Source organism: Streptomyces sp. NPDC003036 (assembly GCF_040611175.1).
Lineage (GTDB): Bacteria > Actinomycetota > Actinomycetes > Streptomycetales > Streptomycetaceae > Streptomyces.
Window position 1 is genome coordinate 82,442 of sequence record NZ_JBEXNO010000015.1, and the last position, 24,781, is coordinate 107,222.

The window sequence follows — 24,781 nt, forward strand, 5'->3', positions numbered from 1 at the left end:
GCCTAGCGGCTGAGCCCCGGCAGGGCGTCCTCCGCGATCCTGGCCGCGCGTTCGCGCTGGGGGTAGTCGCCGACCTTCACGCGGGCGACCTCCTTGGCCGTGCGGTAGTCGACCACGGAGACCTCGTCGCGGTTCGACAGCGTGACGAAGCAGTGCGTGCCGCCGGGGGCCGTCACCGCCCAGTAGGGCAGGGCGCCGGGCTCGTAGTGGACGAAGCCGTCGGTGGTGAGGGACGGGCGGGAGACGACGGCGGTGTAGTCGTCGATGGTGCCGGCCATGCACAGCTTGTCGTGGGTGCCGTTCATCGCCATGCCGTGGTGGGCGGAGTTCTGCGGGTAGTCGTCGGGCTTGAGGGCCGCGCCCGCCGCGCTGAACGGCATCTGGACCGTGCGGACGGTGCGGCCGGCGACGAGGTCGTACTCGACGAAGCCGTTGAGGTACGACAGTTGGGCGTACATCGTCTTCTCGTCCGGTGTGATGACCGCCGGGCGGACGCCCTTGTCGAAGGTGTACGTGCGCAGCACCTTCAGGGTCTTGGCGTCGGCGACGGTCACCTGCTTGGCGCCCTTCAGGGCGTCGAGGGCCTTGGGCAGGGAGGTGACGCCGATGGACATGTTGTAGATGCGGCTGCCGTCCGGCGAGTACATGTTCTCGTGCGGGTACGTGCCCGTCGGGAACTCGCCGGTGATGCGGCCGGTCGCAGTGTCCAGGGTCTGGGCCTTGGCGGCCGTGATGGCGGAGACGACGAAGGTGGAGCCGTCCGCCGAGAGGGCGGCGTGGTCGGCCTTGAGGCCGTCGAGGTGGGTGCGCCACAGCTGGCGGCCGGAGGCGATGTCGTACGCGGCGGCGTCGCCGAGGTTGCCGCGCGAGACGTACAGGGTGCGGCCGTCGGGCGAGAGGTGGGCATCGTCGACGAACTTGTCGCCGCCCGCCTGCTGCTTGACGATCTCGTAGGCGGCGCGACGCAGGGGGCCCATGCCGTCCAGGACCTCTTCGAGGTCGGGGACGACGTCGAGCGAGCCGAGGTTCTCGTACGTACGGGAGTCGAGGAAGCTGACCGTGCCGTCGGCGCTGTTGCCGACGAGGACGACGTCGCGGAGGGGTCGTTCGGCCGCCGTGGCGGGGGTGGTCGCGGAGCCGAGGGCCAGCGTGAGGGTGAGGGCGAGCAGGGCGGGGAGGCGTGACATGGGATCTTCCCTTCATGGGCATGCCAAATTGCTCGGCACCACGATGACACGTTTCCGTTACCGGCGGTAAGCCCGACGAGAGTGAAACCGCGCGGGAGTCGGCCCCTCAGGACACTCCTCCCGCGCGGTCCCGCGCGGCGCTCAGACCTTGACCGGCTCGCGCTCCCCCGGGGCCCCCGGCGCCTCCGGCACCCCGGACGCCTCCGGCCCGTGGTCGTCCACCAGCGTCTTCTCGTCGAACGGCACCCGCCCCGCGAGGACCTCCGCCACCCGGGCCTTGTCGATCTCCTTCGTCCAGGTGCCGACCAGCACCGTCGCGACCGCGTTCCCCGCGAAGTTCGTCAGGGCGCGGGCCTCGCTCATGAAGCGGTCGATGCCGACGATGAGCCCGACGCCGTCGACCAGCTCGGGGCGGTGCGACTGGAGCCCGCCGGCCAGCGTGGCCAGGCCCGCGCCGGTCACGCCCGCCGCGCCCTTCGAGGCGATGATCATGAAGACGAGGAGCGAGATCTGCTCACCGACCGAGAGCGGGTTGCCCATCGCCTCCGCGACGAAGAGCGACGCCATGGTCAGGTAGATCGCGGTGCCGTCCAGGTTGAAGGAGTAGCCGGTCGGCACGGTGATGCCGACGACCGGCTTGCTCACACCCAGGTGCTCCATCTTCGCGATGAGCCGCGGCAGCGCCGACTCCGACGAGGAGGTCGACAGGATCAGCAGGAACTCGCGGCCGAGGTACTTCAGCAGCGCCAGGATGTTCACGCCCGCCACCAGCCGCAGCAGCAGCCCCAGGACGACGAAGACGAAGACGGCGCAGGTGAGGTAGAAGCCGATCATGATGACGGCGAGCGACTTCAGGGCGTCGACACCCGTCTCGCCGACCACGGCGGCGATCGCGCCGAAGGCGCCCACCGGAGCCGCCCACATGATCATGGCGAGGATCCGGAAGACCAGCCGCTGGATGTGCCCGATGCCGCGCAGCACCGGCTCGCCCGCCCTGCCCATCGCCTGGAGCGCGAAGCCCGCGAGCAGCGCGACCAGCAGCGTCTGGAGGACCTCGCCCTCCGTGAAGGCGGAGACCAGCGTCTTGGGGATCACGCCGAGCAGGAAGTCCACCGTGGACTCGCTCGCGCCCGCCGCCTGCTTCTCGCCGGCCTGGCGCGCCGCGTCCGTCAGGTGCAGCCCGGCGCCCGGCTCCAGCAGGTTGCCGACGAGCAGGCCGATGGCGAGGGCCACGGTCGACATGACCATGAAGTAGCCCAGCGCCAGGCCGCCGACCGCGCCCACCTTGGCCGCCTTGCGCACCGAGCCGACGCCCAGCACGATCGTGCAGAAGATGATCGGCGAGATCATCATCTTGATCAGGTTCACGAAGCCGGTGCCGAGCGGCTTGAGCTCGACGGCCACCCCGGGGGCGGCGAAGCCCACGACGATGCCGAGCACGACCGCCCCGATGACGGCCAGATACAGATAGTGGGTACGGTCCCGGCGTGCGGCCACGGGTCCCTCCTCGGTGAGTCGCTCCACTGTCCCGGTGGAGCCGTCCCTGTGGACCTGTCCTGGTGGATCAGATCCCGGAGACCATCTCTCACCTGGTGACCGCGGTCACCGTTGCGTACCTTTCGTTCATACGTTTCCGGCCGGGTTTTCCCGCCAGGCACACTTACCGCCATGCGCAGACCCCGCGTACCCCGCCCCCGCAGCCTCGCCGGCCAGCTCTTCGCGATGCAGGTCGTGCTGATGGCCGCCGTCGTCGCGGGGTGCGCGCTCTTCGCGTACGTCACCGACCGGGCCCAGGCCGAGGAGACCGCGCGGCGTCAGACGACGGCGACCGCGACCGCCGTCGCCCGCTCCCCCGCCGTCGCCGGGGCGGCGCGCTCCGCCGACCCGACGGCCGCGCTGCAGCCGTACGCCGCCTCCCTCACCGGCGGCACGGGCGTCACCTTCGTGACGATCATGGCGCCGGACGGCACCCGCTGGACGCACCCCGAGCCGGACCGGATCGGCGGGAAGTACCTGGGCCACATCGAGGAGGCGCGGCGGGGCGAGACGTACTCGGAGACGTACCGCGGAACGCTCGGGCGGTCCGTGCGGACGGTGGCGCCGGTGTACGACGGCGGGCGGGTCGTCGCCCTCGTCAGCGCGGGCATCACCGTCGACCGGATCAGCGAGCAGCTGAGCAAGCAGGTCACCGCGCTGCTCGGCATGGCGGGCGCGGCGCTGGCGCTCGGCGGGCTCGGTACGTACGTGGTCAACGCGCGCCTGCGGCGGCACACGCACGGCATGAACGCCGCCGAGCTGAGCCGGATGCACGACTACCACGAGGCCGCGCTGCACGCGGTGCGCGAGGGGCTGGTGATGCTCGACGGGCGGCGGCGCATCGCGCTGATCAACGACGGGGCGCGGGAGCTGCTGGACCTGGGCCCCGAGGCCGTGGGCGCCCCCGTCGCCGAGCTCGGCCTGCCGCCCTCCTTGACCGGCGCGCTGCTGGCCGCCGAGCCGCGCGTCGACGAGCTGCACCTGACGGCCGACCGCGTGCTGGTGGTCTCCACCCGGCCGGTCGTCGGCGGGGAGCGGCGCGGCACCGTGGTGACGCTGCGGGACCACACCGAGCTCCAGGCGCTCTCCGGCGAGCTGGACTCGGAGCGCGGGTTCACGCAGGCGCTGCGCTCGCAGGCGCACGAGGCGGCGAACCGGCTGCACACCGTCGTCTCGCTCATCGAGCTCGGGCGGGCCGAGGAGGCGGTGGAGTTCGCGACGGCCGAGCTGGAGCTGGCGCAGGCGCTGACGGACCGGGTCGTGGACGCGGTCGCCGAGCCGGTCCTCGCGGCGCTGCTGCTGGGCAAGGCGGCGCAGGCCAACGAGCGGGGCGTCGAGCTGGTCCTGACCGAGGACAGCCGCATCGACGACGGCGTCCTGCCGCCGAGCCTGCCCTCCCGGGACCTGGTCACCATCCTGGGCAACCTCATCGACAACGCCCTGGAGGCCGCGCAGGGCAGCCCGCTCGCGCGCGTCACGGTCACCGCACGCGCCGACGCGAGGGAAGTGCTGCTGCGCGTGGCCGACAGCGGGCCCGGCATCAGCGCCGACGACCACGACGCCGTCTTCGAACGCGGCTGGTCCACCCGCGGCCCGGGCCGGGGCCTCGGCCTCGCGCTCGTACGGCAGGCGGCGCACCGGGGGCGGGGCGCCGTCGAGCTGGGGCTCGGGCCGGACGCGGGCGCCGAGTTCACCGTACGGCTGCCGCTGCGCTCCGCGGAGGTGCCGTCATGAGCATGAGCACGGGTACGAGCACGAGCATCCGCGTGCTCGTGGTGGAGGACGACCCGGTCGCCGCCGACGCCCACGCGCTGTACGTGGGCCGGGTGCCCGGCTTCGAGGTCGTCGGGGTCGCGCACACGCGCGGCGCCGCCGGGCGGCTGCTGGAGCGCACGGCCGTCGACCTGATCCTGCTCGACCTGTACCTGCCGGACGGGCACGGTCTGCACCTGCTGCGTTCGCTGCGCGCGGCCGGTCACCACGCGGACGTCATCGCCGTCACCTCGGCGCGCGATCTGGCGATCGTCCGCGAGGGGGTGTCGCTCGGCGTCGTCCAGTACGTCCTGAAGCCGTTCACCTTCGCCACGCTGCGGGACCGGCTCGTCCGGTACGCCGAGTTCCGCGCGGCCGCGGGCGAGGCGGCGGGTCAGGAGGAGGTGGACCGGGCGCTCGCGGTGCTGCGGACGCCCCGGCCGGCCGCGCTGCCGAAGGGGCTGAGCGCGCCGACGCTGGCGGCCGTGACCCGCACGTTGCGGGAGGCGGCCGGCGGCCTGACCGCCGCCGAGGCCGGCGCGGCGGTCGGCATCTCGCGGATCACGGCGCGACGGTACCTGGAACACCTGGTGGAGGCGGGCCGGGCGGAGCGCAGCCCGCAGTACGGGCAGGTGGGGCGGCCCGAGCTGCAGTACCGGTGGATCACGGCGCTGCGGTGAAGGCGGTGAAGCAGTGGTGAAGGCCGTACGTTACCGACAGGTATACCGCCAGGTAGGGGTTTAACTGGACGTTCCTACGACTTTTGGCCTTTGGGTGAACGCACCGTAGCCAGGCGTGACCCTCCGCACCTACCGTGTGCCGCGTGCACCCCTCCCCACCCACACCCCCGTTCAACGCGCTCGCCGCGCGCCGTCTGCGCGAGGCGCTCGGCATGGGGCCCGCCCATGTCGCCTACGGCCTGCGCGCGCAATACGGACTCGCCGTTCCGCCCGAGACGGTGATGGCCTGGGAACGCGGCGTCGCCGCGCCCACCTCGCAGGAGCTCACCGCGCTCGCCGGTGTCCTGTGGTGTTCGCCGGGCGAACTGCTGGCCGCCGCGACGACCCTGCGCGAGCACCGCATCGCGCGGGCCATGGCGCCCGAGGACCTCGCCCGCCGGATCGGGCTCGACGTCAAGGCGTACCTCCGCATGGAGGAGTCCGGCCGCTGGCGCGGCAACGAACGGCAGACCGCGGCGCTCGCCACCGCGCTGGCCCTCGGGCCGCGCGAGCTGCTGACCGTCACGGGCCGCCACGAGCAGCTCGCGGACCTGCTGCGCAGCGCCGCCACCACGCGCTGGCAGGCGTACGTCCGGCCGCTCGCGAAGCTGCTGCCCCTCGACCGCGGCCGCCTGGAGCAGGTGCTCCAGCAGCTGCACGCCGACTACCAGGCGCGGATGGTGTCCACCAACAGCTGGGGCGTGGACCTCACCGACAGCAGCGACGGCCTGGCCGGCAAGGAGTACCTGGAGCGGATCGACGAGCACTTCTGGGCGCTGGTCCAGTACTGATCACGTCACGCCTCACGCCTCACGTCGGCGGGGTCCAGTCTCACGTCGCGTCGGCGGGGTCCAGGCTGAACAGCTGACCCTCGCCGTCCTCCCGGCACGCCTCCTGGATCACGTCCGTCCACGGCTCGCGCGAGGCGTCCCGGACGCGCAGGCACAGGTCCGCGTGCGCGGACCGGATGCGGTAGCCCGCCACCGCACCGTCACCGCCCCCGAACTCCTCGATCCGGAAGGCCTCGCGCGGGCCCCGTTTGCCGCACTCCTGGTCGATCAGGGGCGCGCCGTCCTGTTCCACCGCCTCGACGGGGATGCCCGAACAGCCGGGCCCGAAGTCGGGGTGGTCGGACCGGATGCGCCACAGTCCTCCGTCGAGCCGGACGAGCGAGTAGCGGGGCACGGTCGCCTCCGCGCACGGCACCTGGTAGACCTGTCCGCTCTGCTGACCGGGCCGTTCGTTCAGGCAGAGCCCGGAGTGCACCGCCCGTATGAGGACGGGGCCGGGGGCGGGGGCCGCGGCGTCCTCCCGTCTGTGCTCGTCCTCGCCGCCCAGCAGGAACGCGACGACGGTCGTCGCCGCCACCACGAGCGCCAGCACCGCGACGAGCGGCACGAACCACGCCCGCCACGCGTCGCCGCGCCCCTCGGTCCCCGGCCCCTCGGGCTGCCAGCCCTCCGGCTCGGGCTCCGGCTCCGGCTCGGGCGGGAGCTCGAACCACGGCTCGCGGGCGGTGTCCTCGCTCTCGCCGCCGCTCCCCCGGGCGCGTACCGCGAGCTCCTTGCGGACCGAAAGCCAGGACTCCAGCGCCTCCGGGCCCACCCCGCACGCCCGGACGAAGGCCGACAGGAGCTCCTCCCTGGGCACCGTCGTACGGGCCAGCATGTTCGCGACCGTCGAGCGGGGCAGCACCTCCCCGAGCGCCTCGGCGCGCGCCGACAGCTCCCGGTAGGTCAGTCCGGACCAGTCCTTGAGGTCCTGCAACAGCGCGATGAACGCGACCGGGTCGCGGGCCTCCCTGGGGTCGGGAGCTGCTCTCTCCCCGTCGGTCACCTCGGCCCTCCCCCTTTTGGGACATGTCCCGGACAGGCGTAAGCCTTGTTGATCCGGCGGGCCGGCTCAAGAGTGGAACGAGGCAATTCCGGAGGAGGAGAAGACGGAAAGGCCGCGGCCCCGGTCGTCCGCGGGGGAGCCGACCGGGGCCGCACGCTCAGCACGCGACAGTACGGGGCAGGACGGGTCAGGGCGGGTCAGGGCGGGTCAGAAGACCGACTCCGCCTCGTACATCCGGTTCGCCGGCACCGTCTTCAGCTGCGTGACCGCCTCCGCCAGCGGCACCATGTGGATCTCCGTGCCGCGCAGGGCCGTCATCCGGCCGAACTCCTTGCGGTGCGCCGCCTCCACCGCGTGCCAGCCGAACCGGGTCGCGAGGACGCGGTCGTACGCGGTCGGGGTGCCGCCACGCTGGACGTGGCCCAGGATGACCGGGCGGGCCTCCTTGCCGAGGCGCCGCTCCAGCTCCTTCGCGAGCCGGTTGCCGATGCCCTGGAAGCGCTCGTGGCCGTACTGGTCGATGGCGCCCTTCTCGTACTCCATCGAGCCCTCGGCCGGGTGCGCGCCCTCGGCGACGCAGATGACGGCGAACTTCTTGCCGCGCGAGAAGCGCTCCTCGACCATCTTCACCAGGTCGTCGATCTCGAACGGCCGCTCCGGCAGGCAGATGCCGTGCGCGCCGCCCGCCATGCCGGACTCCAGCGCGATCCAGCCGGCGTGCCGCCCCATCACCTCGACGACCATCACGCGCTGGTGGGACTCGGCGGTGGTCTTGAGACGGTCTATGGCCTCGGTCGCGACCATCACGGCCGTGTCGAAGCCGAAGGTGCGGTCGGTGGAGGAGATGTCGTTGTCGATGGTCTTCGGTACGCCGACGACCGGCATGCCCGCCTCGGACAGCATGCGCGCCGCGGTCAGGGTGCCCTCGCCGCCGATGGGGATGAGGACGTCGATGCCGTAGCGCTTGCGCAGCTCGTCGCAGTTCTCGGCGGCTTCGCGCAGGCGGTCCCGCTCCAGCCGGGCGGAGCCGAGGATCGTACCGCCGCGGGCGAGGATGCCGCTCACCGCGTTGAGGTCGAGGGGCCGGTAGTGGCCGTCGAGGAGACCCTTGAAGCCGTCCTCGAAGCCGATGACCTCGTCGCCGTGGCCTGTGAGCGCCCGGTGCACGACCGACCGGATCACTGCGTTCAGCCCGGGGCAGTCGCCGCCTGCGGTGAGGACTCCGATGCGCATCGTGCTGTGTCTCCTGCTCGTCGTGGTACGTGTGAGCCTTACCGAATTGTCCCACGGCAGGGCCACCCGGCGTGTTCTCCGCGCCGTCCCTCCGGGCCGGGCGCCGGACCTGCCGCCGGGCGGGCGCCCTACCCAGCCGCAGAGGTATTGTCAAGAGGGTATCGGGCACCCGAACAGAGATTTTTTATCCGCACCGGCCTGACAGGAGAGCTTGCGTGGCGCGCAGCGTGTACGTGACGGGGATCGACCGGGGGGACGGCCGCCAGGTCGTCGAGCTGGGAGTCATGGAGCTCCTGACCCGCCAAGTGGACCGGGTGGGGGTGTTCCGGCCACTGGTGCACGACGGTCCCGACCGCCTCTTCGACCTGCTGCGGGTCCGCTACCGGCTCTCCCAGGATCCCGCCACGGTGTACGGCATGGACTACCACGAGGCGTCCGCGCTCCAGGCCGAGAAGGGCACCGACGAGCTGGTCTCCCGGCTCGTCGAGCGGTTCCACGCGGTGGCGCGCGACTACGAGGTGGTGCTCGTCCTCGGTACGGACTTCCACGCCACGCAGCTGCCCGAGGAGCTCGCGCTCAACGCGCGCCTCGCCAACGAGTTCGGCGCCTCCGTCATACCCGTGGTCGGCGGCAAGGGCCAGGACGCCGACTCCGTGCGCGCCGAGACGCGCAACGCCTTCCGGGCGTACGACAGCCTCGGCTGCGACATCCTCGCGATGGTCGCCAACCGCGTGGCCGCCGAGGACCGCGACGCCCTCGCCGAACGCCTCGCCGCGCGCCTGCCGGTGCCCGTGTACGTCCTGCCGGACATGCCGGCGCTCTCCGCGCCGACGGTCGCGCAGATCCGGCACCACCTCGGCGCCGAGGTCGTGCTGGGCGACGACTCGGGGCTCGCGCGCGACGCGCTGGACTTCGTCTTCGGCGGCGCGATGCTGCCGAACTTCCTCAACGCCCTGACCCCCGGCTGCCTGGTCGTCACCCCCGGCGACCGCGCCGACCTGGTCGTGGGCGCGCTGGCCGCGCACTCGGCCGGCAACCCGCCCATCGCGGGCGTGCTGCTCACCCTGAACGAGCGGCCCAGCCGGGAGGTCCTCAACCTGGCGGCGCGGCTCGCGCCCGGCACGCCGGTGCTGTCGGTGAGCGGCAACAGCTTCCCGACCGCCGCCGAGCTGTTCTCGCTGGAGGGCAAGCTGAACGCCGCGACCCCGCGCAAGGCGGAGACCGCGCTCGGCCTGTTCGAGCGGCACGTCGACACCGCCGACCTGCTGAAGCGGCTCTCGGTGGCGCGCACCGGCCGGGTGACGCCGATGATGTTCGAGCACGACCTGCTGGAGCAGGCGCGCGCCGACCGCCGCCGCGTGGTCCTGCCCGAGGGCACGGAGGAGCGGGTGCTGCGCGCCGCCGACGTGCTCGTACGCCGTGACGTGTGCGCCCTGACGCTGCTCGGCGACGTCGAGGTGATCCGCAAGAAGGCCGCCGACCTGGGCGTCGACCTCGGTGCCGACACGCAGCTGATCGACCCGGCCACCTCCGAGCTGCGCCAGCGCTTCGCCGAGCGGTACGCGGCGCTGCGCGCGCACAAGGGTGTGAGCGTGGAGCTGGCGTACGACGTGGTGTCGGACGTCAACTACTTCGGCACGCTGATGGTGCAGGAGGGGCTGGCGGACGGCATGGTGTCGGGCTCGGTGCACTCCACGGCCGCTACCATCCGGCCCGCCTTCGAGATCATCAAGACGAAGCCGGAGGCCTCGATCGTCTCCTCCGTCTTCTTCATGTGCCTCGCCGACAAGGTGCTGGTGTACGGCGACTGCGCGGTCAACCCGGACCCGGACGCCGAGCAGCTCGCCGACATCGCCGTGCAGTCGGCGGCGACGGCCGCCCGCTTCGGCGTCGAGCCGCGCATCGCGATGCTGTCGTACTCGACGGGCACCTCCGGCTCGGGCGCGGACGTCGACAAGGTGCGCGAGGCGACGAAGCTGGTCCGCGAGCGGCACCCGGAGCTGAAGATCGAGGGCCCGATCCAGTACGACGCGGCCGTCGAGCCGTCGGTCGCCGCGACGAAGCTGCCGGGCTCGGAGGTGGCGGGCCAGGCGACGGTGCTGATCTTCCCGGACCTGAACACGGGGAACAACACGTACAAGGCCGTGCAGCGCTCGGCCGGCGCCGTGGCCGTCGGTCCGGTGCTGCAGGGCCTGCGCAAGCCGGTGAACGACCTGTCGCGCGGCGCGCTCGTCAGCGACATCGTGAACACGGTCGCGATCACCGCGATCCAGTCCCAGCAGAAGGCGACGCAGTCGTGAGCAACCAGAACCCCGCATCCCACGCCACCCGTGTCCTCGTCCTCAACTCCGGCTCGTCGTCGGTGAAGTACCAGCTGCTCGACATGCACGACGGCGCCCGCATGGCCGTCGGGCTGGTCGAGCGGATCGGTGAGGAAACGTCCCGCCTGGTGCACACGCCGCTGACGGACGGCGGCGAGCAGCGGGAGCGTACGGCTCCGATCGCGGACCACGAGGCGGCGCTGAAGGCGGTCGCGGAGGAGCTGGCGGCGGACGGGCTGGGCCTGGACTCGCCCGAGCTGGCGGCGATCGGCCACCGCGTGGTGCACGGCGGTCTGAAGTTCTCCGCGCCCACCGTCATCACGGACGAGGTGCTCGCCGAGGTCGAGCGGCTCGTCCCGGTGGCGCCGCTGCACAACCCGGCGAACATCACGGGCATCCGCACCGCTCAGGCGCTGCGACCGGACCTGCCGCAGGTCGCGGTCTTCGACACGGCGTTCCACACGACGATGCCGGAGTACGCGGCGCGGTACGCGATCGACGCCGAGACCGCGGACGCGCACCGCATCCGCCGCTACGGCTTCCACGGCACGTCGCACGCGTACGTCTCCCGCAAGGTGGCACAGCTGCTGGGCAAGGACCCGGCCGAGGTGAACGTCATCGTGCTGCACCTGGGCAACGGCGCCTCGGCGTCGGCGGTGGCGGGCGGCCGGTGCGTGGACACCTCGATGGGGCTGACCCCCTTGGAGGGGCTCGTCATGGGTACGCGCTCCGGTGACATCGACCCGGCGGTGGTGTTCCACCTCGAGCGGGTCGCCGGAATGTCGACCGACGAGATCGATGTGCTATTGAACAAGAAGAGCGGTTTGGTGGGGCTTTGCGGTGACAATGACATGCGGGAGATCCGCCGCCGGATCGACGAGGGTGATCAGCGGGCGCAGCTGGCCTTCGACATTTACATCCACCGGCTGAAGAAGTACATCGGCGCCTATTACGCGGTGCTGGGCCGGGTGGACGCGGTGGCGTTCACGGCGGGTGTCGGCGAGAACGCGGCCCCGGTGCGGGAGGCCGCCGTCGCCGGTCTGGAGGAGCTGGGCCTGGCGGTGGACGCCGGTCTCAACGCCGTACGGTCCGGCGAGCCGCGGCTGATCTCGCCGGAGTACGCGCGGGTCGCGGTGGCGGTGGTCCCGACGGACGAGGAGCTCGAAATCGCACGGCAAACCTACTCGCTGGTCAACTCCGCGGTCCACGACTGAGCGCCCTCGCGCCCATTTGTACATTCCACCAGACGGAATATTCCGCAGTGAAACAAACCGATAGGATCCGCCTTATGCGCCGTTCCAAAATCGTCTGCACACTGGGCCCCGCCGTCGACTCGTATGAGCAGCTGAAAGCGCTCATCGAGGCCGGTATGAACGTGGCCCGCTTCAACATGAGCCACGGATCCCACGCTGAGCACGAGGAGCGGTACCACCGCGTCCGCCAGGCCGCCGAGGACACCGGCCGCGCCGTGGGCGTGCTCGCCGACCTCCAGGGCCCCAAGATCCGTCTGGAAACGTTCGCCGAGGGGCCGGTCGAGCTGGTCCGCGGCGACGAGTTCACCATCACCACCGAGGACGTCCCCGGTGACAAGTCCATCTGCGGCACCACGTACAAGGGCCTGCCCGGCGACGTCTCCAAGGGCGACCAGATCCTGATCAACGACGGCAACGTCGAGCTGCGCGTCACCGAGGTCGACGGCACCCGCGTCCGGACGATCGTCGTCGAGGGCGGCGTCATCTCCGACCACAAGGGCATCAACCTGCCGGGCGCCGCCGTGAACGTCCCGGCCCTCTCCGAGAAGGACGTCGACGACCTGCGCTTCGCGCTGCGGATGGGCTGCGACCTGGTCGCCCTGTCCTTCGTGCGCGACGCCAACGACGTCAAGGACGTCCACAAGGTGATGGACGAGGTGGGCCGCCGGGTCCCGGTCATCGCCAAGGTGGAGAAGCCGCAGGCCGTCGAGAACATGCAGGACGTCGTGATGGCGTTCGACGGCGTGATGGTCGCGCGCGGCGACCTGGCCGTCGAGTACCCGCTGGAGCGGGTGCCGATGGTGCAGAAGCGCCTCATCGAGATGTGCCGCCGCAACGCCAAGCCGGTGATCGTCGCGACCCAGATGATGGAGTCGATGATCACCAACTCCCGCCCGACGCGCGCCGAGGCGTCCGACGTCGCCAACGCGATCCTGGACGGCGCCGACGCCGTCATGCTGTCGGCGGAGTCCTCGGTGGGCGCGTACCCCATCGAGACGGTCAAGACGATGTCGAAGATCGTCACCGCGGCGGAGGAGGAGCTCCTCGCCAAGGGCCTCCAGCCCCTGGTCCCCGGCAAGAAGCCCCGCACCCAGGGCGGCTCGGTCGCCCGCGCGGCCGCCGAGATCGCCGACTTCCTCGACGGCAAGGCCCTGGTCGCCTTCACCAAGTCCGGCGACACGGCCCGCCGCCTCTCCCGCTACCGCGCCTCCCAGCCGATCATGGCCTTCACGACGGAGACCTCGACCCGCAACCAGCTCGCCCTGAGCTGGGGCGTCGAGTCCTTCGTGGTCCCCCACGTCGACAACACCGACGCGATGGTCGACCTGGTCGACGCGGAGCTGTCCAAGCTCCAGCGCTTCAACGCGGGCGACACCATGGTCATCACGGCGGGCTCGCCCCCCGGCGTCCCCGGCACGACGAACATGGTGCGGGTACACCACCTGGGCGGGGAGCGGCGGGACTGAGGGTCCGGCTCCCACGACGAAGGATGAGGGCGCTGCCCCGGTTCCCTGCGGAACCGGGGCAGCGCCCTCATCCGTTGCTCTCCGCTCCCGTCAGGTGGTGACCTCCACTCCGGCGGCGTTCCAGGCGCGGCTGAAACCGCGGCCGCGCTCCACGATGGTCACCGTGCCGGGCCCGTACTCGATGTCGCCCGCGATCTCGCCGGGGGCGACCGGCGGCCACTCCACGTCCATGTGCTCACCGGGGGACAGCTCGTACTCCATCCCCGACGGTTCGAACTGGACGGTGAGGGGCGCGTCTACTGCGGCCACGCGGAACTTCATACGGCATCCCAGTTCTTGAGGATGTACTCCATCAGGTCGGCCCGGGGGCCGGCGCTCGGGTTCTGCGGGGTCACCCGGCGCACCTTGTCGTAGTACTTGAACACGGTCTCGATCTCGGCCTTCGTGAACCTGGCCTGCTTGAGCTTGGCGATGTGGCCGAAGTTCGCGTACTTCAGATTCTCCAGCTTGTTCGCCCACAGGACACCCCTGCCCAGGCCCGCGGCGTTGGCGTAGCCGTGCGCGCGCGCCACCGCGTTCACGGCTTGCAGCTCCTCCGCCACCGCGGCGGCCGTCGTGGCCGCACGGGTCGCGCCCGCCGTCGCCTCGGCCGTCATGCCGGCGTCCCGGGCGGCCGCCACGGCCTCCGTCATGCCCGTGCCCGCCACGGCGGCACCCCGGATGGACTTGACCAGCTTGGCCGCCACCCCGATGACCGCCGGGGCGACGATGGCCGCCGCCCAGAGACAGCCGGTGACCTTGCCGTTCCAGCAGTCCACGAAGTCCTGGGTCAGGCCCCGGGCGAACCCCTGGAGCACCGACGTGGTCAGCTCGAACCCGTCGACGTGGACCTTGCGCTCCTCGCGGATGTCGATCGGTGCGGAGTCGACGTACTGGACCTCCAGGTCGCCGACGCACTCCGCGAGCGGCACGTCCGGGAAGGTGCACAGGACGACGAAGTACAGCATCGTGCCCGTGACGTGGTAGTCGACCGTGTAGTCGCAGCCGTTGGTGCCGGTGCAGAATCCGTCCGAAGAGGCCGTGGTGGACACCCCGTACGGCACGCCGATCACTTCGGCGGCGCCTGCCATCCCGGTGGTGCTCGCCTGCTCGACCTGCCGTGCGTCGGCCTTGTCCTCCTCCGTGCGGCTGGCCGCCGCCTGCGCGTCGGTCGCCGCCTCCTGGGCGTGCGTGGCGGCCGCCTCGGCCGTCGTCGCGTCCCGCTCGGCCTGGTCGGCGACGGTGCGCGCGGTGGTCGCGTCGCCTTCGGCGGCGGTCGCCGCGTCACGGGCCGAGGCCGCGTCCCGCTCGGCCTCCGTCGCCGCCGCGTCCGCCTCCGAGGCGTGGGTCCCGGCCGCGTCGGCCGCGTTCTGCGCGGCCGCGGCGTCCTCCTTCGCCCGCCGGTCGTACTCGACGGTGTTCGCCTCGGCCTTCTGCGCCGCCTTCGCCGAGGCATCGGCCGCGTTGGCCGACGCCTGGGCCTGCGCCGAGGACGCCGCCGCCTGCGCCGCGTACCCCGCCGCCAGAGCCGCGGCCTCCGCCGCCGCCTTGGCGTCCGCACTCGCCCGTGCCGCCAGCGCCTGCGCCTCGGCCGCGGCCTTCGCCGCCTGCTCCGACTTGGCCTTCGCCACGGCCGCCTGCTGCTCCGCCAGCGTCTTCGCGGCCTGGCCGGTCAGTACGGCCAGACCGGCCGAGGAGTCGGTCTCCTTGTACGGGGAGCCCAGCTCGATGGCGTCGTTGGCCGGCTGGATGACCTGCGCCGCCGAGTCACGCGCGGCCGTGGCCGCCTGCGCCGTGGCGTACGCGAACCCGGCGGTGCGGACCGCGTCGACACCGGCCGCGGCGGCCTCGGTACGGGCCACCGCCGCGTCCGCCTTGGCCTTCACGGCGTTCTGCCGCGCCGACTCGGCCAGCGCCTTCGCGGTGGTGGCGTTCCACTTGGCCGCCCACGCCGCGTCGATGGCGTCCGCGGCTGCCGCGTGCGCCTTCTTCACGGCGGCCTCGGTGATCGCCACGTCGGCCTTCGCGTCGTCGGCCGCGGACTGCGCCCGCTTGGCCGCCGCGTCGGCGCGGGTCGCCGCCGCGCGGGCGTTGGACGCCGCCGTGGTCGCCTCATTGGCGGCCGTACGGGCCGAAGTGGCGGCGGCCGTGGCGTTGTTCGCGGCGGTGCGGGCCTCGGTCGCGGCGGCCCGGGAGGCCTCCGCCGCCGAAGTGCCCTCGTCGGCGGCGGCCTTGGCCTCGAGCGCGGCGGCCCGGGCGTTGAGCGCGTCGCGGTCCTTCTCGGCCGTCAGCGCCCGGTCGCGGGCCTTGACGGCGTCGCTCTCCGCCTTGACCGCCTCGTCCTTCCGGGACGCGGCGGTGGCTCCGGCGGTCTGGGCCGCGGCCAGCTCGTCAGCGGCCACCTTGCGCTGCGACTGAGCCGTCGCCTCGGCCGTCGCGGCCTTGGCCCGCTCCGCCTCCGCGAGCTCCTTCTGCGACTTGGCGTAGGCGGCTTCGGTCTCGGCCACCTTCCGCTTGGCCGCCGCGTCGTCGGCGGCGGTCTTGGCCTCCGCCTCGGCCGCCTTGGCCCTGGTCTCGGCCGCCTTCGCCTTGGCCGCGTTCTCGGCGGCCTTCACGGCCTGCGCGGCCGCGCCCTCGGCGGCGGCCTTCGCCTGTGCGGCGGCCTCCTCGGCGGCCTTGCGGCGGAACTCCGCCTTCGAGGCGTGCGCCTGCGTCTCGGCGAGCGCCATCAGCGTCTTGCTGTCGGCCGCCGAGGCGCGGGTGGCGTTCGACGCCGTCTCGGTCGCCTTGGACACGGCCTGGGCCGCCGCGGCGGACGCCTTGGCCACCTGGACGGCCTGCTGCCCGTACAGCAGCCCGCGGCCGCGCGGCTGGCCGGCCGCGTCGGCGATCGCGTACGCCTGCTGCTTCGCCGTCTCGGCCTTGGCCGCCTCGGTCTGCGCGGCCAGCGCGGCCTTCGAGGCGACGTAGACCCGGCCCTGGGCCCGGCCCCGGGCGTGCGCGATGTCGTCCCGGACCTTCGCGAACTCGGCGGCGGTCGGGTAGAACATCGTGCTGTCCGGCGACTGCTTGAGCCAGTACGCCTGCCAGTCCGTGAGGCGGCTGGCGATGATCGACTGGCCGAGCGCCTCACCCATGGCCTGGGTGGCCACGGTCAGATGGCGCGACGCCTTCGCCTCGGCCTGCATGATCACATCGCGCTGCGACCGCTGGCCCGCCAGTTCGTCCTGCCATTCGATGGACGCGGTGGTGACCTCGGCGCCCAGGACGCCGTGCGGGTCGGGCGGGTTCTCCGTGGCGCAGGAGGCGAAGCGCGACTTCAGCGCCTCGACGTCGAGTCGGAACTCCATGGTGCCGGGCTCCGGCGCGCTGGTCGGGAAGCCACCGTGCTGGAGGAAGACGCGCGCGTCGTCCGCGTACATCGGGTGCATCCACGTCAGGCGCTCGAAGGCCTGCCGGGCCTCGTAGTCCTCGTACCGGTCGGGCGAGTACCGGGCGGCGGCGATCGCGTTCACCGCGTCCGCGGACTCCTTGCTCGCCAACGGGGTCTGGTCCTCGTGGTAGAGGTCGTACTCGGACTTCCAGTACTGGCCGTTGAGCCAGGTCAGGAGGCCGGTGGTGTTGAAGGGGTTGTCCTCGGACTCGACCCATTCGAAGCCCGTCACCGTGTAACCCGGCGGCGTGGTCTGGGCCGGGACGGCGAGGGACTGCTCCCAGACGGCGTCACGGCTCCACAGCTCGTCGCCCTTGGCGTCCGCCCAGGCCTTGTCCTTGGCGAAGGCGAGGGCGAGCGGCGCCTGGCCGTCGTACCAGTACTCCGATTCGGCGGCGGTGTGCAGCTCGGCCTCGGTGCCGTTCAGCCCGGTACGGGCCACGGCCTTCAGCTCCTGCCCGCCTTTGCGGAGCATCAGGTTGAGGAGGCACTGCTCGGCGCGCATGGTGGCCGCGGCGTCGAGGTCGTAACCGGTCGGCTCGGCTTCCGCGACGGTTTCCATCTGGTGCTGCTGCACCGGCGGGAGCTGGTTGCCCGTGACGGCGACGGCCAGCGCCGTCGCGAGGGCGGTGAGGGAGAACAGGCGGGTCCACCGGCCGCCCGTGGCGGCACGGCGAGGTGGAGGTGGGGCGTCCGTACGCGTGTACATGCGACTACCCATCGAAGTTCGGGGAGGAGAGGTCAGAAGAGGGTGTTGAAGGAACCCCAGCCGGAGGTGCCGATCTGGACGCGGGCCTGGAAGGGAGCGGCCGCCTGGCCGGTGCCCTTGAAGAGCCAGAGGGCTCCCGCCGTGTCACTGGCGATCAGGTCGGCCTTGCCGTCGCCGTTGTTGTCCCCGGTGGAGACGATCGCCTTGTAGCCGGACCAGCCCGTGCTCACGGTGACGCGGGGGCCGAGCACGGCGTCCGCCGTGGCGTTGCCGGTGCCGGGGTAGAGGTGGAGGGTGCCGTCGGTGGAGCGGGCGAGCAGATCGGCCTTGCCGTCACCGGTGTAATCGCCCCTGCCGGCAAGGGCGTTCATGCCGTTCCAGCCGCCGGTACCGATCCGGATGCGGGTCGCGAGGGTGCCGGTCGAACGGCCCTGGTAGAGCCACAGGGCACCGGCCGCGTCCCGGCCGATCACGTCCTCGTCGGTGGTGCCGACCATGTTGCCGGGCGACATGGTCAGGTTGTAGATGCCCCAGCCAGTGCCGTGGATCTTGGTGTCGTTGCCGCGTTCCGCCGTGTAGTACAGCGTGGTGTCCAGCTGGAAGAAGATGTCCCGGCCGGCCCGGCTCTCCGAGAAACCGGCCTGGAAGAGCGCCTTGGCGTCGCCGAAACCGCCGCCGAGGTTCACACCGGGTTTGAAGCCGCCGGTCCCCTTGGGCTCGTAGAAGTAGAGCCGTCCGTCGGTGGTGCGGGCGAACAGGGGGAGCACGGGCGCCCCGGTGGCCGACTGCGTGGTCGCCTGCGTGGTGGCCTGCGCTTCCGCCGCGGCGCCGTCGGGCGCCCAGGGAGCCGAGGGAAGAACCGTTGCCGCCCCGACCGCGAGGGCGGCCGCCGCAAGGCCGGCGGTGCAGAGCACCGCCCGGCGCATGGAGCGGCCGAGTTGTCTGAGCATGGGTGTGGGAGATCCTCACATGGTGTTCGCCTGCGCGAACACGCATGGGTACGGACCACGAATCGATCGCCCCCCGGCTGTCCGCGCGCCGGGTCCGCGACCGCGACGCGCTCAGCCTAGACCCGCCGGTACCACTTGTGAAGAGAATATGATGGAACTGTGTTGATGGTGCACCCATGCGCCAACAGTGCTGTACTAAAAGCCAATTGCCACGACCCCCCAGCCCGCTCGGGCAGGGAGGCCGTGGCGTGGGGACGCTCCGGGCAGCGCCGTTCCGGTCAGCCCTCGATGAAGTTCTTGAGGCCCGGGACCGTCAGCGTGCCGCCGAACTGGCCAGCCTGAGTGACATTCACGTTGGTGAAGAAGGCGTACGGGACGTTCAGCGGGGGCGGGGTCTCGGGGCTGAAGGTGATCGGGATGAGGCCGAAGAGGTTGCCCTTCAGCTCCTCCGTGTACATCGTCACCGTGCCGCCGCGGATCGTCGACGTCGAGCCCGGACGCGAGGTGACGTGACCGGTGCGGCCCTCGGAGTGGACCGTGAGCTGGTGCAGGTCCTTGATGTCGACCTCGTCGGCGGTGAACTTCAGGACCTTCTTCACCTTGCCGCTGCCCGTCTTGACCTCCACGATGCCGTGGTAGTCCAGGCCGCGCAGGGTGAGCAGCGTGCTCTCCAGCTTCCACGGGTCGTCCGGAAGCAGCGGGATGCCGGGCTCCAGCTCGGCGTCCGCGAGGGCCTGGGGGTCGGGGGTCGGGCAGGGGAAGCGGGGCTTGGCGCCCTCGGGGATGTCCTCGTCCTTCTTGGGGTCGAGTCCCTTGACGTCCTCGGGCAGCTCCTCCACCGTGGCGCCGGCCTTGTCGGCGGCGTCCTTGATGGCTTCCTTGGTCCTGTCGACGGTGTCGTCCACGGGCTTGGCGGACGGCTTGGCCGCCGGCTGCGTCGTGGGCTGCGCGGACGGCTTGGCGGACGGCTTGGCGGACGGCTGGGTCGTCGTCGTGGGCGCGCTCGTCGACGGGGTGGCCGTCGGCTTGTCGTCGTCCGGGCCGTCGAAGATGTCCTTGATCGCGTCACCGACACCCAGCGGGTCCAGGGGGTTCCTGGACTCCGTCGGCGTGGGGGTCGGGGTCGGGGTCGGGGTGAGGGTCGCAGAACCGGTCCCGCCGGTCTTGGGGTCGACCGTCGGCAGGCTCGGCTTCGTCGCTCCGCTTGTCCCGCTCGCGCTCGCCGAGGGGCTGGCGCCGGGCGCCGGCTCCTCGGTCTCCTTGTCGTCGTCGCCCGCGCCCGCACTCGCGGACGGCTTCGGCGACGGCGACTCCGACGCGGGCGGCTTCGCCGACTCCTCGTCCTCCCGCGGCTCGTCCGACCGCGTCACGCACGGGCCGGGCGCGAAGGGGATGTCCTTCTCGTCGGCGAGGGCCAGCTTGGGCGTGAGGCCGAGCCCCACGAGTACGGCGGTGGGCATCGCGGCCAGGGCTATCGCCTTGCCCGCCGGTGCCTGGAGCTTGGTCAGCAGCGATTTCCTCGGGGCCGCGTGACGCGGCCCCTTTCTCGCCAGAGTGCCGTCGCCCCCAGCCGACGTCGCCGACTGCGTTTCGTCACCCCGCACTGTTCCTCCCGCCATTGGCGTCGACTGCCGTCTCTGTCTCGTACGCGTCCGTCGCTTCGGGCGCTTCCGCCGCCTCGGCGCCCACGGCCTCCGGCGCGCCCGGCGCCCAGGCGATGGACATGGCACCGCCGGTGAGGGCGAGCAGGAAGCCGGCACCCAGGCCGCCGAAGTTGGCCACGGGGATGGAGACCAGCGCCAGCAGGATGGTGGCGACACCCGCGAACACCCGCACGATGGCCTGGAACCACATGGTGAGGCCCAGGGTGATCAGCAGGACGCCGATGATCAGCGATCCCGCGCCCGCGGTGGTCGCCAAGGAGAGCGTCATCTGGCCGAGCTTGAGGCTCGCGTACGGGAGGTAAGCGATCGGGATTCCGCCCAGCAGGGTGAACAGGCCCGCCCAGAACGGGCGGGTGCCCCGCCAGTCGCGAAAGCGCCTGCGGAAGACGCGAAGGTAGTGCTCGTTCTGGCTCGCTGACTCGGCGCTCATGGAAAGCTCCCTGGGACGTGCTTTGCTATGTGAAGAGGGAGACGGGCGGGCACAGTTGCCGGCGGCATCCCTGCCCGCCCGAATGGATCACCGGTCAGTAGCACTCAACGCCCGGACCGTCACCCTTGAGCAGTTCCATCTTGAGGCCGCTCAACTGGAACGAACCGGCGGTGGTTGCCCACGCCTTCTGCTCGACACCGCTCAGCTGGGCCCTGTCCGCCTGCTGGGCGAAGCCGTTCTGGTTGATCTTCGCGTCCTTGATCGCCGGGCCCTTGGCGTAATCGGACTTGCCCTCGCCGGTGTTCTTGGCCGCCACACCGATGTCGATGTTGGTGAACGTGGCGTCGGCCTTGAGGTCGGTGACATCGAGGTACAGGTTCTCCGCGATGACCGGGGTCTTCTGGCCTGCCTTCAGCTTCAGCGTGATCTTGCCGAACACCGGCACGTCCGGCGTGACCACCGACTGACACATGTCGGTGATCTTGGCGTGCTTGAACGTCGAGATGGCAACCGGCCTCGGGACGAGCTTGTCGCCCTCCTTGATCTCGGCGTACCCCATGTCGACGCCGCCGTACTGGGCGAAGCCACGGCCGTCCAGGTAACCGGCCTTGACCTTGAACTCCTGCCCCGACACGGCGAACGACGCCGCCAGCGCGCCCTGCGCCAGCCCGACGCCGATCGCGGCCGTCGCGGCCACGCTCGGCACCATGACGACGGCGAACCGCTTCCATCTGGTCCCACCACGAACCTGGGACTTCATAGTTCCTCCTTCTCGGACGTACATCTCCGGAAGGGCCGGGGGCCCGTCCTGGGATGGGAGAAGTGCTACGTCCTCGGGAAGGAGAGCGCCCGTGGATCAGGCGCGAGCCGCGTCCGGATCACCGGCGATCACCCCCGAGCGACAACCACTGGCCACGCCTTCGCGCAACCTGATCGGACAGGTCCTGCCGGGAAGGGCGGGAACCCCCCTGTCCGGAACCGGCGTCATCGGTGTTGCCGCCGGTCCGCTCGGTGGGGACCCAAGACCGCGGCCCGGCGGGTTGCCGGGCTGGTACGGAATTGGACCGAGCGTCGCCGATCGTGGTGCATTCCGAGCCAGGGCACAAGGGGCTCGTTACCGACTAGTAACGGGGCGGCAACGGCGCCGCGACAGGGCGGTATCGCCCGGGCACTCAGGGTGCTACCCGCCAGTTCGACAGAAGCTGATATCAGCCGAGAAAGAGGGACATAAGGCTGGCGTTGCCTTACTGGAAGTAACAGCGGCCGCGTTTGCCAAGTTTTGGCAAAACGCGGCCGCCGTATATCACTGTGTCGCCAAATCGCCGACAGGCGCGGCGCCCGTCGCCAGACGCGTCAAAGGCGCCAGAGGCGTCGCCGGACGCGTCAGAACAGCACGCGCGCCAGCGCCTGGCGGGCCGCCGTCACCCGCGGGTCGTCCGAGCCGATGACCTCGAAGAGTTCCAGCAGCCGCAGCCGCGCGGTGTCGCGGTCCTCGCCCCCGGTGCGGCGCACCGTCTCGACGAGGCGGCCGAACGCGTCCTCCACGTGGCCGCCGACGAGGTCGAGGTCGGCCGCGGCGAGCTGCGCCTGGACGTCCGTCGGGTCGTCCGCGGCGGCCTTGCGAACCGCCTGCGGGTCCATGTCCCGGACGCGGCCGAGCAGTTCGGCCTGGGCGAGGCCCAGCTTGGCCTCGGGGTTGGCGGGGTCGTCCACCAGGACGTTCTTGTACGCCTGGATCGCGCCGCCGAAGTCGTTGGCGTCCAGCGCCTGCGCCGCCGCCTCCAGCAGCGCGTCGTACGGGCCCGCCGGGCGCGCCGGAGCGGCGGCCGCCGCGGCGCCCTCGGCGCCCTCGGCGTCCGGGTCGACCGTGAGCCCGGTGAGACCGAAGCGCTGCTCGGCGACCTGGACCAGCTGGTCCAGGGTCTGGCGGATCTGGGCCTCCGGGGCGGCGCCCTGGAAGAGCGGCAGCGCCTGGCCGGCGACCACCGCGAAGACGGCCGGGATCCCCTGGATCCCGAACTGCTGCATCAGCAGCTGGTTGGCGTCGACGTCGATCTTGGCGAGGAGGAAGCGGCCGTTGTACTCGACGGCCAGCCGCTCCAGCAGCGGGCCGAGCTGCTTGCAGGGCTGGCACCACTCGGCCCAGAAGTCAAGGACGACCGGGACCTCGGCGGAGCGCTCGATGACCTCGCGCTCGAAACCGGCCTCGTCGACATCGATCACCAGCGCGGACGGGGGTACGGCCCCGGCGCCGCCGTGCCGGGCCGCCTCGGCCCGCGCCTGCTCCGCCTTCGCCTTGGCCTCTCCGGCCGCCTTCACCGCGGCGAGGTCGACGACGCCGCTCATGGACATGTTCCTAGGCTGCATGGGTACATCCTCCCCCTTCCGCGGTCGTAACCGGTAAGCACCGGTGCGTGATGGCGCACTCGGGCGCGCACCACGGCCGAACCGCGCCGTCCGCAGCCCCTCCGCCGGTCAATGCGGGCGTACGGACGTACGCGATCCTGAACATGTTTTCGGCGCCGGGTCCCCACCGTGGCGCCGGGGTGTGGTTGTCGCTGGGGCCGCTCAAGCCTTTCGCTACAGGTCGTAGCGTAACTGCCGTGAGCCGGTCCCGCAGGACCGCCCCCCGGTGAACTCGATCACACGCGGCACCGGGCGACAGCGACCTACTGGCCGGTATGGTCGGGCGTCATGTGCAGCAGCCCCACCAGTCCTCGCAGCCGTACCGGCCGCCCCCGCAGTGCCGAGGCCGACACCGCGATCCTGGAGGCGACCCGGGCCGCGCTGGTCGAGCTGGGCTGGTCCAAGCTGACGATGAGCGACGTCGCCACCCGCGCCAAGGTCGCCAAGACCACCCTCTACCGGCGCTGGGCGAGCAAGAACGAGCTCGTCGTCGACGCCGTCGCCGTCCTCTTCGACGAGCTCGAACTCCCCGACCGCGGCAGTCTCGTGGCCGACATCGAGGGCGTGGTCCTGCAGTTCGCCGCGCTCCTGGAGCGGCCGGAGACGAAGACGGCGCTGATGGCCGTCATCGCCGAGTCCACCCGCGACGAGCCGCTGCGCGAGCGCATCCGCACCTCCATCGTGGAGCGCCAGAAGCGGCTCGTTCTGGAGGGCCGCCACCGCGCGCAGGCCCGCGGCGAACTGCCGCCCGCACCCGGGCCGACTCCCGGCACCGACGACCTGATCTTCGACGTCATCGCGGGCGCGGTGGTTCACCGTGCGTTGGTGAGCGCCGAACCCGTCGACGCCGAGTGGGTCCAGCGCTTCACCGCGCTGCTGCTCGGAGGGCTCGGCGCCGCGGCTCAGACCTGATGCGTCCCTGATGGCGCTTCAGACCCGGCGCAGCGGGAGCGGGCGTCGGCGGCGCTGGGCCGCCGGCTGCGCGAGGTCACCGGCCTGGTGGGCGACCTGATCGAGCTGGCCCGGGACGAGGAGCCGCGGCCGCTGGTCGAGGAGGTGCGCGCCCGCCCGCCCGGCGGGGCGCCCGTGGAAGTGGAGCTGACGGGCGGGAGCTGACCGTCCGGGACCACGGCCCCGGCATCGCGCCCGAGGACCTCCCCTACGTCTTTGATCGTTTTTACCGCGCCGAATCGGCCCGCGCCCTGCCCGGTTCGGGCCTCGGCCTGGCGATGGCGCGCCAGATCGCCCGCGCCCACGGCGCCGAGCTCACCACCGTAAACGCCCCCGGCGGCGGCGCGCTGTTCCGCCTGGTCTTCTAGAGGTGACGGTGCATGACGTGCAGCCCCACGTACCCCTCCTCGGGGTGGTGGAAGGCCTCCGGCACCGTGCCCACGACGCTGAAGCCGAGCCGCTCGTACAGCCGCACCGCGTGGACGTTCGTCTCCACGACGGCGTTGAACTGCATGCCCCGGAAGCCAGCCTCCCGTGCCCACTCCAGCGAATACTCGACCAGCGCCCGCCCCACGCCCCGCCCGCCGTACGCGGGGTCGGTCATGTAGCTGGCGCTCGCCATGTGCGCGCCGTTGCCGGCCTGGTTGCGGTTCATCTTCGCGGTGCCGACGACCGCGCCGGTCTCGTCGTCGACGGCGACGACCGTACGGTTCGGGGCGGCGAGCAGCCACCAGTCGCGGCCCTCCTCCCGCCCCAGGTCGACGGGGTAGGTGAAGGTGTCGCCCGCGGCGACGATGGCGTGGAAGAACGGCCAGATGGCGGGCCAGTCGTCCGCGGTGGCTTCCCGGATCTCAATCTGCACGCCCTCAGGATGTCCGACGAACCTGCCGCCCTGC

The 24,781-nt window shown here is 71.8% G+C and carries 19 protein-coding genes and 1 pseudogene; 8 read left to right on the plus strand and 12 right to left on the minus strand.

Annotated features, from left to right (window positions below):
- Positions 1 to 2: 2 nt before the first annotated feature.
- Both ABZX67_RS13700 and ABZX67_RS13705 read right to left on the minus strand, forming a co-directional pair.
- Positions 3 to 1,187, minus strand: coding sequence for a YncE family protein (locus ABZX67_RS13700; RefSeq protein ID WP_355358695.1), 1,185 nt, complete (start codon positions 1,185 to 1,187; stop codon positions 3 to 5).
- Positions 1,188 to 1,328: 141 nt separating this feature from the next.
- Positions 1,329 to 2,684: a cation:dicarboxylase symporter family transporter gene (locus ABZX67_RS13705; protein WP_355358698.1), complete on the minus strand. Its 1,356-nt coding sequence runs from the start codon at positions 2,682 to 2,684 to the stop codon at positions 1,329 to 1,331.
- 171 nt (positions 2,685 to 2,855) lie between these two features.
- On the opposite strand from ABZX67_RS13705, the gene ABZX67_RS13710 reads away from it, so the two are divergent.
- From ABZX67_RS13710 to ABZX67_RS13720, 3 genes are all read left to right on the plus strand, one after another.
- Complete coding sequence (locus tag ABZX67_RS13710) at positions 2,856 to 4,457, plus strand: ATP-binding protein (RefSeq protein WP_355358701.1); 1,602 nt, start codon at positions 2,856 to 2,858, stop codon at positions 4,455 to 4,457.
- Positions 4,454 to 5,155 (plus strand): response regulator, encoded by a 702-nt coding sequence (locus ABZX67_RS13715; protein WP_355358704.1) that lies wholly within the window; start codon positions 4,454 to 4,456, stop codon positions 5,153 to 5,155. Before ABZX67_RS13710 ends, ABZX67_RS13715 begins: the two co-directional genes overlap by 4 nt.
- Positions 5,156 to 5,367: 212 nt before the next feature.
- Positions 5,368 to 5,985, plus strand: coding sequence for an XRE family transcriptional regulator (locus ABZX67_RS13720; RefSeq protein WP_355358871.1), 618 nt, complete (start codon positions 5,368 to 5,370; stop codon positions 5,983 to 5,985).
- Between the two features lie 40 nt (positions 5,986 to 6,025).
- Here ABZX67_RS13720 and ABZX67_RS13725 read toward each other — a convergent pair whose 3' ends face one another.
- Positions 6,026 to 7,030, minus strand: a complete 1,005-nt coding sequence (locus ABZX67_RS13725; protein WP_355358707.1) for a helix-turn-helix domain-containing protein — start codon at positions 7,028 to 7,030, stop codon at positions 6,026 to 6,028.
- A 207-nt stretch (positions 7,031 to 7,237) separates the two neighbouring features.
- Positions 7,238 to 8,263 carry an ATP-dependent 6-phosphofructokinase gene (locus ABZX67_RS13730; protein WP_355358710.1) on the minus strand — a complete coding sequence of 342 codons (1,026 nt, stop codon included), beginning with the start codon at positions 8,261 to 8,263 and terminating at the stop codon, positions 7,238 to 7,240.
- A gap of 215 nt (positions 8,264 to 8,478) precedes the next feature.
- On the opposite strand from ABZX67_RS13730, the gene pta reads away from it, so the two are divergent.
- The 3 genes from pta to pyk all read left to right on the plus strand — a co-directional run bounded on the left by pta (position 8,479) and on the right by pyk (position 13,303).
- Entirely contained in the window at positions 8,479 to 10,563 is a 2,085-nt protein-coding gene (gene pta, locus ABZX67_RS13735; protein WP_355358713.1) for a phosphate acetyltransferase, read from the plus strand.
- Complete coding sequence (locus ABZX67_RS13740; protein WP_355358716.1) at positions 10,560 to 11,798, plus strand: acetate kinase; 1,239 nt, start codon at positions 10,560 to 10,562, stop codon at positions 11,796 to 11,798. Before pta ends, ABZX67_RS13740 begins: the two co-directional genes overlap by 4 nt.
- Before the next feature lie 74 nt (positions 11,799 to 11,872).
- A complete protein-coding gene (gene pyk / locus ABZX67_RS13745) occupies positions 11,873 to 13,303 on the plus strand; it encodes a pyruvate kinase (RefSeq protein WP_355358719.1) in 1,431 nt (476 codons plus the stop codon).
- Between the two features lie 90 nt (positions 13,304 to 13,393).
- Here the strand turns inward: pyk and ABZX67_RS13750 are convergent, their stop codons facing one another.
- From ABZX67_RS13750 to ABZX67_RS13780, 7 genes are all read right to left on the minus strand, one after another.
- Positions 13,394 to 13,612, minus strand: coding sequence for a hypothetical protein (locus ABZX67_RS13750; protein ID WP_355358722.1), 219 nt, complete (start codon positions 13,610 to 13,612; stop codon positions 13,394 to 13,396).
- Positions 13,613 to 13,620: 8 nt separating this feature from the next.
- Positions 13,621 to 17,484: a hypothetical protein gene (locus ABZX67_RS13755; RefSeq protein WP_355358725.1), complete on the minus strand. Its 3,864-nt coding sequence runs from the start codon at positions 17,482 to 17,484 to the stop codon at positions 13,621 to 13,623.
- A gap of 32 nt (positions 17,485 to 17,516) precedes the next feature.
- The gene (locus ABZX67_RS13760) at positions 17,517 to 18,434 is read right to left on the minus strand and encodes an FG-GAP-like repeat-containing protein (RefSeq protein WP_355358728.1); all 918 of its coding nucleotides are present in this window, start codon (positions 18,432 to 18,434) and stop codon (positions 17,517 to 17,519) included.
- Between the two features lie 278 nt (positions 18,435 to 18,712).
- Complete coding sequence (locus tag ABZX67_RS13765) at positions 18,713 to 20,038, minus strand: hypothetical protein (RefSeq protein WP_355358731.1); 1,326 nt, start codon at positions 20,036 to 20,038, stop codon at positions 18,713 to 18,715.
- Positions 20,028 to 20,528, minus strand: a complete 501-nt coding sequence (locus tag ABZX67_RS13770; protein WP_355358734.1) for a DUF6114 domain-containing protein — start codon at positions 20,526 to 20,528, stop codon at positions 20,028 to 20,030. Before ABZX67_RS13770 ends, ABZX67_RS13765 begins: the two co-directional genes overlap by 11 nt.
- A gap of 94 nt (positions 20,529 to 20,622) precedes the next feature.
- Positions 20,623 to 21,288 (minus strand): DUF6230 family protein, encoded by a 666-nt coding sequence (locus ABZX67_RS13775; RefSeq protein ID WP_355358737.1) that lies wholly within the window; start codon positions 21,286 to 21,288, stop codon positions 20,623 to 20,625.
- Between the two features lie 623 nt (positions 21,289 to 21,911).
- A complete protein-coding gene (locus tag ABZX67_RS13780) occupies positions 21,912 to 22,895 on the minus strand; it encodes a tetratricopeptide repeat protein (protein WP_355358740.1) in 984 nt (327 codons plus the stop codon).
- A gap of 327 nt (positions 22,896 to 23,222) precedes the next feature.
- On the opposite strand from ABZX67_RS13780, the gene ABZX67_RS13785 reads away from it, so the two are divergent.
- Positions 23,223 to 23,846 carry a TetR/AcrR family transcriptional regulator gene (locus ABZX67_RS13785; RefSeq protein WP_355358744.1) on the plus strand — a complete coding sequence of 208 codons (624 nt, stop codon included), beginning with the start codon at positions 23,223 to 23,225 and terminating at the stop codon, positions 23,844 to 23,846.
- 24 nt (positions 23,847 to 23,870) lie between these two features.
- A pseudogene (locus tag ABZX67_RS13790) lies at positions 23,871 to 24,253 on the plus strand (sensor histidine kinase); the annotation flags it as partial.
- Here the strand turns inward: ABZX67_RS13790 and ABZX67_RS13795 are convergent.
- The gene (locus tag ABZX67_RS13795; RefSeq protein ID WP_355358874.1) at positions 24,250 to 24,741 is read right to left on the minus strand and encodes a GNAT family N-acetyltransferase; all 492 of its coding nucleotides are present in this window, start codon (positions 24,739 to 24,741) and stop codon (positions 24,250 to 24,252) included. The pseudogene ABZX67_RS13790 and the gene ABZX67_RS13795 overlap by 4 nt on opposite strands.
- Between the last annotated feature and the right edge of the window lie 40 nt (positions 24,742 to 24,781).

What these genes read in the sequence shown, in the direction of transcription:
- ABZX67_RS13700 (WP_355358695.1), bottom strand. Translation starts at nt 1,187, where the DNA reads ATGTCACGCCTCCCCGCCCTGCTCGCCCTCACCCTCACGCTGGCCCTC.
- ABZX67_RS13710 (WP_355358701.1), top strand. Translation starts at nt 2,856, where the DNA reads ATGCGCAGACCCCGCGTACCCCGCCCCCGCAGCCTCGCCGGCCAGCTC.
- ABZX67_RS13715 (WP_355358704.1), top strand. Translation starts at nt 4,454, where the DNA reads ATGAGCATGAGCACGGGTACGAGCACGAGCATCCGCGTGCTCGTGGTG.
- ABZX67_RS13720 (WP_355358871.1), top strand. Translation starts at nt 5,368, where the DNA reads ATGGGGCCCGCCCATGTCGCCTACGGCCTGCGCGCGCAATACGGACTC.
- ABZX67_RS13730 (WP_355358710.1), bottom strand. Translation starts at nt 8,263, where the DNA reads ATGCGCATCGGAGTCCTCACCGCAGGCGGCGACTGCCCCGGGCTGAAC.
- pyk (WP_355358719.1), top strand. Translation starts at nt 11,873, where the DNA reads ATGCGCCGTTCCAAAATCGTCTGCACACTGGGCCCCGCCGTCGACTCG.
- ABZX67_RS13755 (WP_355358725.1), bottom strand. Translation starts at nt 17,484, where the DNA reads ATGTACACGCGTACGGACGCCCCACCTCCACCTCGCCGTGCCGCCACG.
- ABZX67_RS13760 (WP_355358728.1), bottom strand. Translation starts at nt 18,434, where the DNA reads ATGCTCAGACAACTCGGCCGCTCCATGCGCCGGGCGGTGCTCTGCACC.
- ABZX67_RS13770 (WP_355358734.1), bottom strand. Translation starts at nt 20,528, where the DNA reads ATGAGCGCCGAGTCAGCGAGCCAGAACGAGCACTACCTTCGCGTCTTC.
- ABZX67_RS13775 (WP_355358737.1), bottom strand. Translation starts at nt 21,288, where the DNA reads ATGAAGTCCCAGGTTCGTGGTGGGACCAGATGGAAGCGGTTCGCCGTC.
- ABZX67_RS13780 (WP_355358740.1), bottom strand. Translation starts at nt 22,895, where the DNA reads ATGCAGCCTAGGAACATGTCCATGAGCGGCGTCGTCGACCTCGCCGCG.
- ABZX67_RS13785 (WP_355358744.1), top strand. Translation starts at nt 23,223, where the DNA reads ATGTGCAGCAGCCCCACCAGTCCTCGCAGCCGTACCGGCCGCCCCCGC.